Annotated in this window: 13 protein-coding genes and 1 pseudogene; 2 read left to right on the plus strand and 12 right to left on the minus strand. The window is 65.4% G+C overall.

The window, feature by feature from the left end:
* The first annotated feature begins 6 nt into the window (after positions 1–6).
* Complete coding sequence (locus B133_RS0121655; RefSeq protein ID WP_018604151.1) at positions 7–294, plus strand: hypothetical protein; 288 nt, start codon at positions 7–9, stop codon at positions 292–294.
* Between the two features lie 658 nt (positions 295–952).
* On the opposite strand, the gene B133_RS0121665 is transcribed toward B133_RS0121655, so the two are convergent.
* The 5 genes from B133_RS0121665 to B133_RS0121690 all read right to left on the minus strand — a co-directional run bounded on the left by B133_RS0121665 (position 953) and on the right by B133_RS0121690 (position 6,042).
* On the minus strand, positions 953–1,702 hold the full coding sequence (locus tag B133_RS0121665) for a winged helix-turn-helix domain-containing protein (RefSeq protein ID WP_018604153.1): 750 nt from the start codon (positions 1,700–1,702) through the stop codon (positions 953–955).
* 315 nt (positions 1,703–2,017) lie between these two features.
* Positions 2,018–3,451 (minus strand): NlpC/P60 family peptidoglycan endopeptidase RipA, encoded by a 1,434-nt coding sequence (gene ripA / locus B133_RS0121670; RefSeq protein WP_051088158.1) that lies wholly within the window; start codon positions 3,449–3,451, stop codon positions 2,018–2,020.
* Between the two features lie 335 nt (positions 3,452–3,786).
* Entirely contained in the window at positions 3,787–4,437 is a 651-nt protein-coding gene (locus B133_RS23145; RefSeq protein WP_018604155.1) for an adenylate/guanylate cyclase domain-containing protein, read from the minus strand.
* 280 nt (positions 4,438–4,717) lie between these two features.
* The gene (locus B133_RS0121685) at positions 4,718–5,551 is read right to left on the minus strand and encodes a M56 family metallopeptidase (RefSeq protein WP_232423394.1); all 834 of its coding nucleotides are present in this window, start codon (positions 5,549–5,551) and stop codon (positions 4,718–4,720) included.
* Between the two features lie 110 nt (positions 5,552–5,661).
* Positions 5,662–6,042: a BlaI/MecI/CopY family transcriptional regulator gene (locus B133_RS0121690; RefSeq protein WP_018604157.1), complete on the minus strand. Its 381-nt coding sequence runs from the start codon at positions 6,040–6,042 to the stop codon at positions 5,662–5,664.
* A gap of 282 nt (positions 6,043–6,324) precedes the next feature.
* Between B133_RS0121690 and B133_RS0121695 the strand changes: the two genes are divergently transcribed.
* Positions 6,325–6,726, plus strand: coding sequence for a hypothetical protein (locus B133_RS0121695; protein WP_018604158.1), 402 nt, complete (start codon positions 6,325–6,327; stop codon positions 6,724–6,726).
* A 153-nt stretch (positions 6,727–6,879) separates the two neighbouring features.
* Here B133_RS0121695 and B133_RS24740 read toward each other — a convergent pair whose 3' ends face one another.
* The 7 genes and pseudogenes from B133_RS24740 to B133_RS0121730 all read right to left on the minus strand — a co-directional run bounded on the left by B133_RS24740 (position 6,880) and on the right by B133_RS0121730 (position 12,917).
* Positions 6,880–7,404, minus strand: a complete 525-nt coding sequence (locus tag B133_RS24740; protein ID WP_198291106.1) for a hypothetical protein — start codon at positions 7,402–7,404, stop codon at positions 6,880–6,882.
* A gap of 313 nt (positions 7,405–7,717) precedes the next feature.
* The gene (locus B133_RS0121705; RefSeq protein WP_018604160.1) at positions 7,718–8,338 is read right to left on the minus strand and encodes a cadmium resistance transporter; all 621 of its coding nucleotides are present in this window, start codon (positions 8,336–8,338) and stop codon (positions 7,718–7,720) included.
* 77 nt (positions 8,339–8,415) lie between these two features.
* Positions 8,416–8,638: pseudogene (locus tag B133_RS25090) on the minus strand (hypothetical protein); the annotation flags it as partial.
* Positions 8,639–8,718: 80 nt separating this feature from the next.
* On the minus strand, positions 8,719–10,023 hold the full coding sequence (locus B133_RS0121715) for an MFS transporter (RefSeq protein WP_018604162.1): 1,305 nt from the start codon (positions 10,021–10,023) through the stop codon (positions 8,719–8,721).
* Positions 10,020–10,529 (minus strand): rhodanese-like domain-containing protein, encoded by a 510-nt coding sequence (locus B133_RS0121720; protein ID WP_018604163.1) that lies wholly within the window; start codon positions 10,527–10,529, stop codon positions 10,020–10,022. Before B133_RS0121720 ends, B133_RS0121715 begins: the two co-directional genes overlap by 4 nt.
* 298 nt (positions 10,530–10,827) lie before the next feature.
* Positions 10,828–11,145, minus strand: coding sequence for a hypothetical protein (locus B133_RS23425; RefSeq protein ID WP_018604164.1), 318 nt, complete (start codon positions 11,143–11,145; stop codon positions 10,828–10,830).
* Between the two features lie 11 nt (positions 11,146–11,156).
* Positions 11,157–12,917: an AAA family ATPase gene (locus B133_RS0121730; protein ID WP_018604165.1), complete on the minus strand. Its 1,761-nt coding sequence runs from the start codon at positions 12,915–12,917 to the stop codon at positions 11,157–11,159.
* Positions 12,918–12,974: the final 57 nt, after the last annotated feature.

Here is a 12,974-nt window from a genome sequence, read left to right on the forward strand (position 1 = left end):
CAGATTGTGGAGAAGTACAAATTGGATCTCATCCGCGTTGCTTCAGCGCTGATGGTGTTCGCCGCCATCACCTACACGGTGTGCTACGTGTGGCATGGCCTGGCCCGCTCTCCATTCACCGACGGCCTTTTCGCGGCCGCCTTCCCTGGGTTCAGCTGGAGTGTGATCGGCTTTGTGACCGGTCTCGGTTGGAGCTTCGCCTACAGCGCATATGTCGCCGTTGTATTCGTGCCGGTCTACAACCTGTGTTGCCGGGTAGGCACCCAACCTAACCAGCGCCGAATCCGCCGCTAGCCGTACTAGGCACTGGCAGGCCGCTTCGCCCGTCGAGCCTTTTAGCACTGGGTTGAATCGGCTTGATCGGTGCTCCGCGTCACTCGTCGAACAATCGCATACGGCCGCACGTCAGTTGCCCACGGAGTCCAGCACAGGGCGGCTGAAAGTGTGCGCCTGGACCGGTCCCGCGTCGACCAACGACGCGAGGTCAGACAGAAGCGCTGCGCTGCCGGAACTACGCACGGCCGCGGACTTCTTTGAGAAACAGGGGCCACCGCCGCCGCACCAGCAACTGGCCGGCCGATTTCCGAACCGTGGGCGTGGCCATCCAATTAGACAGGGCCGCAGAGCATCCGAACGACGATTAGTTCGGCCACCTGATCTCGTCAACGGCGTGCACGTAGGAGGCGCACGCCATCGGCGTGATGCCTGGCCCGCACGCCGCGTCAAACAAGGCGCCTCAGTCGTGATGATGGTTCCACTCCTCCGCTGAGGCCCCAAGCCGCTTGCCACCCTGAGTGTCCTCATCGAAGCTCAGCAAGAACCACGCCCGCATGTGACTGGCACGCCACAGCGACTTTGGCCGAATGGTGCCACCCATAAGGAGCTTGGCGCCAACGTGTGACGATGGTGCACTGCCCCAACGACGCTCGCTGAACGAGAATGCACAGTCCAGTCACGGTGAGGGCCCTAACCGGTATCCGATGCCGCGGGCGGTCGTCACGTAGTGCGGCCGGCGGGGGTCCTCACCGAGTTTGCGGCGCAGGTGACCGATATGGACGACGACGACGTCTTTGCAGCCACTCCAGGATTCTCCCCAGACGCCCTCCAAGAGTTGGCGGTTGGTGAAAACGGCACCCGGGCGGGAGGACAACATCGCCAAAATCTCAAATTCGATGCGCGTCAAGTTGAGTGGCTCACTACCGAGAACCGCCTGTCGTGCTGCGATGTCGATGTTCAGCGCTCCGAATTTCCGGGACGGCTCAGTACGGCCCCGGCATTTCCCGTGCAGACAGATTCTCTCCCCGCGTTGGAGTTGAGATCGGCGTAGAATCGCACGGATGCGGGCGACCAACTCCCGCGGGCTAAACGGTTCAGTGATGTAGTCATCGGCATCGACCGATAAGCCGATGACGTCACCGACTGCGGCCACTATCACCACATGGGCATTCGAGAAGCTACGAAGCTTGCGGCATATCTCCGGCCCATCGGCACGAGGGCGTGCAAAATCAAGCACGATGACATCAGGGTCGTTGTCGTGCGCGGCCTGGAGAGCATCTCGTTGCGCCGAAACCACCTCCACAACGAAGTGCTGTTGCTTCAGGTAGCCGGCGACCATGCCGGCGAGGAAGCCCTCGTGGTCGACGATCAAGGCACGGATTCTGCCGGCCGCCGGAGTGCCGGTGGCGCCGATTTCCGTGGTCATTGTGTGATTTCCCCTCCTATCCGCTCCGGATAGCCTTGTAGTCATCGGCGGCAAGAGCGCATCGGTGAACGTCACATTGGCTGACACTGCCGCGCGCTGAATACACACCCCTGTCATTCATATACTGTCTACGTACGGAGATAGTATGTGGTGGTCTCCCGCACACGGTAGCCGCGACATGCGGATGCACGGCGTCAGGCGTACCTAGGGTAGGGAATGCCGATCTGCGGCTGCCGCGCGTCGGATCACGTACTCCAACGCCTTGCGCTCTACCGATGCCTAAAAGCGAAACGCTCGGCAGGGGCCGCTGGTTCGTTACTGGATGTATCTGGCGACGTAGGGTGTCATCCCGCTGGTGCGGACCGGGGAGACATGGACATCTGAGCCGGTGTAGGGAGCTTCGAGCATCTGGCCGTTACCCAGGTAGAGGGCGACGTGCTGGCTGCCGCCGGGGCCGTAGAAGATCGCGTCACCCCGACGCATCTGCGCTGACGGAATCTGAGTTCCAGCGGTGTACTGCGACCCCGAATAGTGCGGCAGCTTGACGCCGACCCCGGCGAACGCGTACAGGATCAGGCCCGAGCAGTCGAACCCGATGGTGTTCGCCCCGCTGTCGATGCCCCTGCTCGGACCGTCGGCGTTGCCGCCGCCCCACGAGTAGGGCACGCCCATCTGGGACATAGCCCGCTTGATCACGTACTCGACGGCCGTCGAGCCGTAGACGAACGGGATCTGGCCGTTGGTGATCCCGGTGTCGGTCGGCTTCAGGATGCCGAGCTTCTGCAGGAAGCTCTTGCCCAGCTTCTGGGTGGTCTGCATCGAGGTCGAGGCGATCTGCAGCACCGCGTTGATGATCTGGATCGGATCGCCCGAGGCGAAGGCACTCGGCACCGCGGGCAGGGTCAGATCCCACTCCGAGGCCCTGCCGTAGGGCACCTTGGCATCACCGGGGGCGGCACTGGAACCCGGCGCGGCCGGATCCCAGCGGTCCCCCGACGAGCCGGTGCTCGGTGCGGCGGACTGCGGCACCGCCGCGGGTGCGCCGGCGGGCGCCGCCCACTGACGGGCGGCGTCGAGCTTGTCCTGCGCGGTCTTGCGCTCGGCGGCGAGGCGGTCGATCTGGGCCTGCTGATCGCGGAACGTCTTCTGCGCCTCGGTCAACGCCGCGACCGCCGCATTCTGGCTGGCTTCGGCGCCGACGACGGCCTGGTCGGCCTTCTGCTTGGCCAGCCGGGCCGCCGACTCCTTGTTCACCTGCTCGGTGCGCGCCCGCTGCAGATCGGTCATCACCTGCTCGGCGCTGACCGCCAGCGTCTGGCCGGCCGTCGTGCTGGAGATGATCTCGTCGGGATTGGTGGCCATCACCAGAGCGCCCGCCGGACCGTTGACGTAGGTGGCCGCGGCGAAGGTATCGAACCTCTTCTGCGCCTGGACAATCGCGGTACCGGCGTCCTTGATCGCCTGCTCGCTGGCGTCGACCTGCTGCTGGGCGGCACTGGCCGCGTCGCGGGCGTCCTGCACCCCGACGATCGCCTTGTTGACGCTTTCCTGCTCGGCCTGAACCTGCGCGCCAACCTCCTGAAGCTCCTGGCTGGCGTCAGCTACCTCGGCGATCAACGCGGCCAAGCTGTTCGGCCCGGGTCCCGGCTCGGCCTGAGCCAGTTCTGGAACACTGAGCGTCATCGCGACACTGATCGCCACTATGAGGGCAGGTCGACACCAGGTGAAGCGCAGATCAGTTGTTCCCACTCGGCCGTCTCCCAACAACTCGGTCCGCACCCTTACGCGTGTTGCTCCAGATGCGATCGGTAGGCCCTGCCGGCGTCACGTATCTACCGTTACGTATCTACGTAGTACGCAGTAAGACCGTACTTCCGAGACGAACAGTACATTCACTTTTGACCCATTGGTACCACCCGTCACAAACTACAAATGTGTAATTCCGCGGCCGGGCTCCTCGGTAATGGATCGACGGTTCACACGAAGCGGTATGTCGCCGATGTCACCCGCCGCATGGAAGTACTGACGGCAACCCTCGGCCGACGCAGTCGAGCAGGTTCTGGTGGTCCGCTATGGCGTTGCGTTCACCGCACAGACGTGAACCGGTCAGGCTGCGCCGCAAACTTGCCGGCGCAGTCGAGTGAACAGAACAAGTAGTCACCACCTGCGTAGGTGAGTCGTCCGGCTGCGGTTGCCGGATTGACCCGCATTCGGCACACCGGATCGACATCACGATCGTTCGCATCGTCACGGACGAGCTTGAACAGTTCGACCGGGATGGTCAGATTGTGCAGCGTCATGCAGCCCAATGCCCGCACCTGAACGCCGACCGACGGCGCGGCGTCCGCGACGGCGCGCGTGGCAAGAATTTGTCCACCTCCGGCTTGCGCGGCAAGTCTGGCCGCGACGTTGACCGTCGTACCGAAGACATCGCCGCCTCGTTCGACCACCGGTCCGTAGTGCAGCCCGGCCCGCAAGTCGGGGAATCGCGCATCCCTCTCGCACGCATCAAACAGCCTAAAAATCAACGTAATTGCCGATGATGCATCGACAGAGGTGAACAACACGGCATCGCCGATCGCCTTGACAAGCCGATCGCCGACGCCTAGAACCGACTCGGCGTCCGCAATCAACTGCTCAGCAACATCGGCTGCGGCAATGTCTCCATGCGCCTCGGTCAGGGCGGTGAAGCCAGCCAAATCCGCGAAGGTGACTGCCGCATCGGAGGTGTCCACACCCCGCAGTATCCGCTACCGATGTGCTGGTAGGGAGGCGCCGCACCCAGGTCAAAATTGGAAATCCCACCCCGCCGGGGCGTCGCGCGCTACTACGACGACAGAATGGCAAGGTTGCCCCGCGGGGTGGCGACTTCCCACTCCTGGCTCATGACCATTGACCGTGTCAGCGCAACGGTGGTTGAAGCTTCGCCGACAGTGCATACGCCGCCGCGGTGTTCGCGCGGGTGCAACCCCGGCTGCCCCGGGACGTCCGCATCGCTTGTCGGGAATCATCACGCTACGGCCCGCACGTCGGCAGGCCCAACAGGGCTAGGAAAGGACCAGCTAACGGTGCAGCGAGCATGATCGCCATGGTCGCCGTCAGTGCGGCATTAATGCGAAGTTGGCCCCATAGCGTTGGCCTTGCAATAAGCCGTTCGGCGCGCGCGAGCACTGCGATGTCGGCGGCCCCCAACGCTTCAGCCGGCGCGGCGTCTACCAATGACCTCAGGCCGGACAGAAGCGCCGCGTTGCCATGATGGCGCACCGCCACGTCATCGGCACACATCTCAAGCAGCCGAGCCACTTCAGCGGCACCCCCAGTCATCAACGCCAGATTGGGGAAAACCGACGCGAGACTGCGCAGTGCTGCGACAACAGTCAGGTGGCCCCCTGTCAGATGCGCGCGCTCATGCGCAAGAACCGCACTGAGTTCATCGTGCCCCAACACCGCCAGCGCCGCCGAGGTGACAACAATCGCCGGGGGGCGTCCCGCGACGCAGTAGGCAGCAGGCTTTGGCGCGTCGATGACGACTACTTCGGGGTCACCAGTAGAGCGACCAACCAGCCGGGCGGCCTCTGCATGGCCGTAAGCGCGTATTCGCAGCCGGGTCAACGCCTTGGACAAGCGAACGCAGGTGACACCGACCGCCCCTGACACACCCGCTGCAATTGCCAGTGCCAGAGCCTGCGGCGCTCCGCTGTGATCCCCGATGAAGGTGCCGTGCAGCTGGTTCAGACACGACAGGACCACCAGCTCCGGATGTTTCCAGTGGCGTGCTACTTCGATGATGAAGAACACAACGGCCCCGACCCAAGCCACCAATACTGTCGCGATGGCGGTCAACCACACCGCCACCCCCAACCGGGGAGCATCGCCACGTCGGGTGAATTTGGGCAGAAGTCTCGGGCCTACCGACAACACCGCGACGCTATACAGCAGCAGCCCGGCGGCGGTCAGCACTACTTCCTCCTCCGGCGGCTCAATCGCCGCAACTGGGCGCGCAGACTTTCAGCTTCCTCAGGCCCGATCTGTTCGACGAAGTGGCTAAGCACCAACTCAGAACGGCCGCCCCCGTCCAGCGCGTCACGCATCAGCCGGGCGCTGTGCTCCTCACGCGACAGCGTGGGCCAATACCTGTATGCCTTGCCCTCGCGCTCGCGCTGCAGCCAACCCTTGCCATGGAGGTTGTCCATCGTGGACATCACCGTGGTGTACGCAATTCCTCGCTCGGCTGCCAGCTCGTCGAACACTTCACGTACTGTCGTGGATGCCTGCGGGCCACGATTCCAGATGCGATCCATGATGACCGCTTCCAGTTCTCCGAACCCTCGAATTCGCACGGGCAGCCTCCCAATATGTCGGCGCTCAGCCTACCGCAGGCCGTCTTATACGCGCCGGTTTCGTACTGCGTAGCTACGGAGATGGCAACGGGAGCTCTTGCTGCGCAAGGGCTGGTTTGCCGGCTGAGGCCGCTGGCGTTCTTCCCTATTTCGAACCCGTTCAGCGCTGCGCATCCCCTCGCGTATCGTCCGCGTCAGGAACTGCACACACCTCGAAACAGGCAGGGAGCTATGGGCAGCCAGGACGGTGATCGTAGAGGCGGCCGGGGCCGACTGTTCTTAATGGCTGTGCTGATCGTGGCGGGTGCAGCCATCGCCGTAGCGACCGGTGGCCTACGGCTCGGTAGAAGCGGGCACTCCACACTTTCGGCCGAGCAGGTGGCTCAGGAAAGCTGCCAATCCGACGTCCTGAAGCGGTTAGTCGCGCCCGCGACTACACATTTCTCCGGTGTCCGCGCCGAGACCAGCAGCCTCGAGACCGACGGCAAAGATCTCTTTCCGCTGACCCTCGAAGAGCCCCTCAAGGGCATCGACATCTCACGCATCACCGTGCTCAACGTCTCCGGTGTGGTCAACGCCCCCACCGAAGTCGGTTCCACGCTCGAGGACCACTTCGACTGCCGCGCCTACTTCGTCGACGGGAAGCTGGCTCATACGATGGTGCTCTTCGACCACGACCATTGAGCACCTCCGCAAGTCCGCGTTGGGCTGAGCCGGGTGAGGCGCAGCGTCCAACCGGTTGAGGCACCCCAGGTCCGGGGAGGTCACTACGAGCCGACAAGCGGGACGTCAGCGAGCAGAGCTACTAGTTCAGACCCACTCTTCAAGACTGGAGCCTTAGCCGTGGTCATGATGATGACCGTCGGTCTCCCCGCCAATCACCGCCAACCCAAGCTCATCAGGCACCGCGGCCGAAGGCGGCTGGGGCGCAACGACATCTGGTGGAATGGGGTGTCCCTCATGAGGATCGTCCGCGGTGTCGAGTCCCATATCAATCACCGGTAGCCCGGACTCGGCGGGCACCGGTGCAGTCGCGGGTCCTGGCGATGTTGGGTTCGGCGGAGCTACGGAGTCGGCGTGATCGGCGTCGTGTTGATGGCCCTCCTCGTGCGCCTCATGTACTGCCGGATGTTCCCCCTCCGCCTCGGCCACCTCGCCGTGATGATGGTGCTGATGGCCCTGGAGGCTCGAACTCAATCCCACCGCCACCGCGCCGGCCATCACGGTGTTCGCGCCGAGGAAGATCAGCGCCCTGCCGAAACCTGAGATTTCATCGGTTCGATAACGGCGAGACCACGCCCACCCTGCACCCATACCGACATAGCACTGAAGCAACAAGACCGAGATACCAGCGGCCTCCACCCCCTCAGGTTGGCCGGCGTAAGGGCCGAATGGTGGACCAGCGGTGCGGGACACGAGCCACAGCGCGGCAGATCCAGCATTGGCTGCGACCCCGGCCGCGAGCACCAAAGTCGCCGGCTTCGACCACGCTACCAATGCCCAAACCAGTTGGGACACCGCAATGGATGCAAAAAAATACTCCCGACGGCAGCCAATCGCGCCAGTGCATGGGCGCGACCGCGAAGTGAATCACCGCCGCGCCAACGGAGGCGACCGCGGCGCACTGAACCGCCCCGGGATGCCCGGAGACTCCGGACTCACCGGGGCGGTTCAATCAGAGACTTAAGGCGTGGCCTTCGATGAGGATGATGAGTCCGATGCTGATCAAGACGACGGGGAGCAGGATGTGGCCCCAGCGGGATAGGGCGCGGGCGACGAGGGGATGGCGGGCGACGAAGTATCCGGTGACGCACCAGAGGGCGACCAGCGCGAGGAACACCGCGCTATAGGCGAGGAGCCCTCCGGCGCTGGTAGTAGTGAAGACTGGGACGTAGACGCCGATGTTGTCGCCACCGTTGGCAAGGGTGACCGCGGCGACGGCCATCACACCGGGACCTGTACTGCTGTGCTCCTCGGCCAGGTCTTTCGCGGGGGTGGTGTTGTCGGCACCGCGGGATCGGTGCTCGCGCCAGACGTTCCACGCTGCCCGCAGCCCCAGCGCCAAAGGGAGAAGACCCAAGTACGCAGTGGCAGTTTCTGGGAGCAGTCCTGCGCCGAGGGCGCCCACGACGGAAGCGGCGAGGATGGCCGCGAAGCCAAGATATTGCCCGATGATGACCCGGACGACGCTTGTGCGGCCCACGGCTTGGCCGAAGAACAGCGCCAAGGTGACGATGTCATCGATGTTGGTGACGGCGAACAGGCCGACTGCCTGGCCGATGGTCCCGATGTTCACCTAGCTCCCCACTATCGGGCACAAAGGGTACGGAACCGACTGCGTAGAGGAAGGGCGGGGGGATACTACCTGTCGGGTCAGTCGTCGCAGTAGTCGCAGTGGGCCTTGAGCGGCAGCAGTTTTGGTGATAGCCGGGGCGGAGCAGCAGATGTCAACCTTCCAGGCGTTGATGCCCTCCCTTGTGGCGATCACGGCGATGACGATGGCCGCGATGGGATCGACCCAGGACCAGCCGAACAGACTGCTGAGGAGCAGTCCGACCAGCACGACCGCCGACAGATAGGTGCAGAGCAGGATAAGGCGAGAACTAGTGCTACCACTGATACAGGGCGACTTAACTTCCATTTGGGCATCAACGCGGGCGGCCGCGGCACGTTGGTCTAGCGAGCAAGGGGCGGACGCGTTGGTATCATCGCCGTCCGATGAACCCGCGGATGGGTTTCATACATCCGCACCGCGAGGATCAGACCGGATACCGCGGTGAGGGCGGCGACGGTCCAGATCGCGGCCCGGATTCCGAGGGTATCGGCGACGATACCGGCGAGCAGTGCGCCGACCGCGAAGCCGCCGTCTCGCCACAGGCGGTAGGTCCCGACCGCCCGGGCACGCCACGCCGGGTGTGCGACGTCTCCGATCGCAGCGAGCAGGGTCGGGTAAACCAGTGCGGTCCCCGCGCCGAGCATCACCGCGGCAACCGCCCATATCGCGAACGTGTCACCGAGTGCGATCAGGCTCAGAGCGATTGCCTGCAGCCACATTCCGGAGGCGATGAGCCATTTGCGGCCCCACCGGTCCGAGAGCGCGCCGGTGGCCAACTGGCCGGCCCCCCACACCGCGGGGTACAGCGCGGCCAGCACGCCGATCTTCCCGACCGACAGCCCGGCGGCGGCGAACAGGATCGGGAACAGGCCCCATGCCAGGCCGTCGTTGAGGTTGTTGACCAGGCCGGCCTGGCAGGCCGACGACAGCGCAGGCTCACGGAAGCTGGTCTGCACGAACACCTGCCGGTTGGTCAAGTCGCGGTGTAAGTGGTCGTGGCGGCCGTCGGCGCGGGCCACGTGGGTGGCGGCCTCGAGTCGGGCGTGTCCGCGGGTCTCCCTGACGGCCAGGGTGGACAGTCCCAGGCCGAGGGCGGCGAACGCAACACCGAGCAGGAACGGCGCCGGGCGCAAGCCATAGGACTCCGCCAGGTAGCCGGTGGCCAGGGCGGTGACCGCGACCGCGCCGTAACCGGCGGCCTCGTTCAGACCCATCGCCAGGCCGCGCCGTGCCGGGCCGACGAGATCGATCTTCATCACCACGGTGGTGGACCAGGTCAGGCCCTGGCTGATGCCGAGCAGCACATTGGCGACGATGACCCACGACCACGACGGCGCCCAGATCAGCAACAGCGGCACCGGAACGGCGACCAGCCAACCCGCCACCAATACCGGCTTGCGCCCGAACCGGTCGGACAACGTGCCGGCGAAGTAGTTGGTCGCGGCCTTGGCCACCCCGAAGACCAGGATGAACGACAACCCGGCCGTGTAGGCGCGGATACCGAACACCCGCTCACCCAGCAGCGGTAGGACGGTCCGTTCCTGGCCAAGCATTCCGCCCACCAAGGCGTTGACGACGACCAGGAGGCAGAACTGAGCGAGGTTGGCCCGTAGCCCGAGGTGGGGTTCGCGGCCCTCGATCTTCATGCGCCGGTTGCCAGTTCGCGGCCGGTGTCCTGCACCCAGTCGGCGGGTCCGCCGTCGAGCACGATGACGTCGTGGTGTCCCGCCCGCTCCAGCAGGCTGGCGGCGCCCATCGCGCGCTCACCGTGCCCACACATCACCACTATGGGCTCATCGGGCACGTCGTCGGCTCGGTTGGCGACGTCGCCGAGTTCGATATGTATCGCTTCGGGCAGATGCCCGGCCAGATACTCGGGGCGTTGGCGGATGTCGAGGACCCGGCGTCCGCCGAGATGGTCGGCGCGGGTGAGCGCGGTCGACGCGACGTCATGGCCGGCTGCGGTCCACGCGCGCATTCCGCCGTCAAGTTCACCGATGAGGTTGCTGTAGCCGATTTTCGCGGCCTGCCAAGCGATCTCGTTGACGTCCTGGTCGGGGTCGCGCACGATGATCAGCGACCGGTCGAACGGGGCCAGCTCGAATGGGCGTTGGCCGCGGAAGGCCCGAGTCTCGCCCTGCTGATCGACCACGATGACCCCGCACGCGAATTCCAGTACACCAGCACGGCTGGGACGTTCGTCGAGACCGAACCGATCACCGATGTCGGCAGCTGACTAGGCTGGACGGTCGTCAGCATCGCCCGGGACTGGGACGTCGTATTCCCTCGAATCTGATCTGCAAATCATTGTCCCACAATCGAACTCGTGCTGAACCAGTGTGGCTCCAGCTTTAGGGCGTGGGGACGGTGTCGGGGCCTGCTGCGGCGTGAGTTGATCGGCCAGATCTCGCCCGATCTCGCCAGGCCGCGGCGTTGTCGGGTTGTGCGCATCACTGCGCCGCCTCGTCGTCGTCGCGGCTCCCATCGCCGTCGAGGCAACGCTGAAGCAAGCTGATGAGCACGAGCTTGTCCTCGGCGACCGCTTCGGCGGTGACGAGGCGGTCGCCCACCGCGCGATAGCGGGGCTGGGCTGCTGCTGCTGCTGCTGCGAGCGTCGGATCGACCAACAGGCGGGTGGGTCGGCCCGGCACGCCCGCGAGTGCCGAATCCCAGGAGGGGGCTCGGTAGCGGACCGCCTCCGGTTGTCGGCCGGCATAGCTCTCGACGAGGACGGGAAGCGCGGGCGGCAGCGCACAGCGATCCATCATCTCGAGACCAATCAGGTTGTCGTCAACCCGGCGGCAAGAGCGCGGGTCATGTCGTCGTCGTTGACTACCAGCGCATGGGGATCGGTCTGGGCCAACTCCTGCAACGCGTGCGGGGTCAATGTGTGTAGGCGGCGGGCGCGTTCACGCTTGCAGCCCAGCACGATCTTGCGCACGTAGCGGCCGTTGCCGGCGAAGTCGAGCAGGGTGCCGCCGTCGTGGGGGGTGGCACGCAGCCGTTGCGCCTCGTCGTGCAGCAGCGGCCAGGCGCTGTCGGCCACCACGATTTTCTCCTTGCCGGCGATGTGGCGGCCGATGGCGACGATCTCGTCAGGGGTGTAGCTGTCGAAGGTCAAGGTGAAGTGGAACCGACTCGCCAGGCCCGGATTGGCACTCATGAAGCGGCGCATCTCTTTGGGATAGCCGGCCACGATCACCACCAGCTGGTCGCGGAAGTCCTCCATGTACTTCAGCAAGGTGTTGATCGCGTCCTTGCCGAACGAGTGGCCCTCCTGCTCGGGGACCAGACGGTAGGCCTCGTCAATGAACAGCACACCGCCCAAGGCGGATTCGCACACCTCCTTCATGCGCTGCGCGGTCTGGGAGACGTAGCCCACGACGAGGTCCTCTTCGGTGACCTCCACGACGTCCGGGCGTTCGACCTTGCCCAGGCCATACAAAATCTCGGCGACGATGCGGGCGAAGCTGGTTTTGGCGGTGCCCGGTGGGCCTTCGAGCACCATGTGGCTTTCGTTGGTGCCGGAGACTTCCTGGCCTTGGGCGGCCAGCAGTTGGTCGATCTGAATCTCGGTGCGCCACACGGCGATCTGCTCTTTGGGGCCCTCCAGGCCGATCAGCTCGTCGAGGCGGGCCTGGGCGCGGGCCAGCACTTCCTGCTGGTCGGCGGCCAGCTGCGCGGCGTGGCGGTGTTCGCGGCTGGTCTCAGTGCCGCGGTCCCAGGGGTCGGTGCGGCTCGCGATGGTTTCCGCGTCGGTGATCACCAGGCGGTAGCTCGGGTCATCGAGGGCCTGGCGGGCGGCCTCCAGCACGACGCCGTTGACCGTGGCGGCGCGAAATGCCGTCGTGGCAGCCTCTTCGTTGCCGAGCTCGCGCAGGCACCACCCCTTTGTCAGGGCCACATCGGCGCCCACATACGGGTTGGTGGTGGTGATCGCGGCGGCCAGATCCAGGGCCGGCTGCAGTTTCCCCAGGCTGGCCGCCGCCGCCGCGGACAGCGCCTTAGTCGCCGCGGTGACCTCGTCGAGGACGTAGGTGGCGTCGGCGGGGGGACACACCGCCGTCACAGCCCGCACGTCGGTCCACCGCCGCGTCTGGTGAAACAAGCTGGCCTGCAGGAACTGCCGCCACTGGGCGGCCTGCGCATCGCAGATCAGCACCGGATCGTCGAGGATCTCGGCGGCCTCGTCCCAGCGTTGTGCGCCGATCAGCGCGCCGGCGTAGGCCATCGCGATGGACGCCCGCGACCACACCGGATGGGTCATGTACAGGGGTGCGTTGACCACGGCGTGCAGCTCGCCATCGGTGAACCCGATGCGCCGTGTCTCGCGGTAGAGGGCGCGGGAGTTGCGGTGAGCCTCGGCCAGGGTGTCCAGGTCGGTGTCCCCGCATGCGATGCGGCCCAGCCACGCATCGGACATGGCGGGGTTGGCGTCGGTGACATCGGCGAAACCGGCCAGGGCGGCGGTGGTGTCGCCGGCCTTGTAGCGGTGGATCGCGGCGTCGAAGGCGCGGCGCTGTTCGGTGGGGGAGGTCATCGCTGTCCGGGGAGGCGATGGGCTGGCATCGGCAGGTCCAGGGTCGGTGGTGGCGGG

The sequence above is a fragment of the Mycobacterium sp. 155 genome (genome assembly GCF_000373905.1).
In the GTDB taxonomy this organism is placed as follows: Bacteria; Actinomycetota; Actinomycetes; order Mycobacteriales; family Mycobacteriaceae; genus Mycobacterium.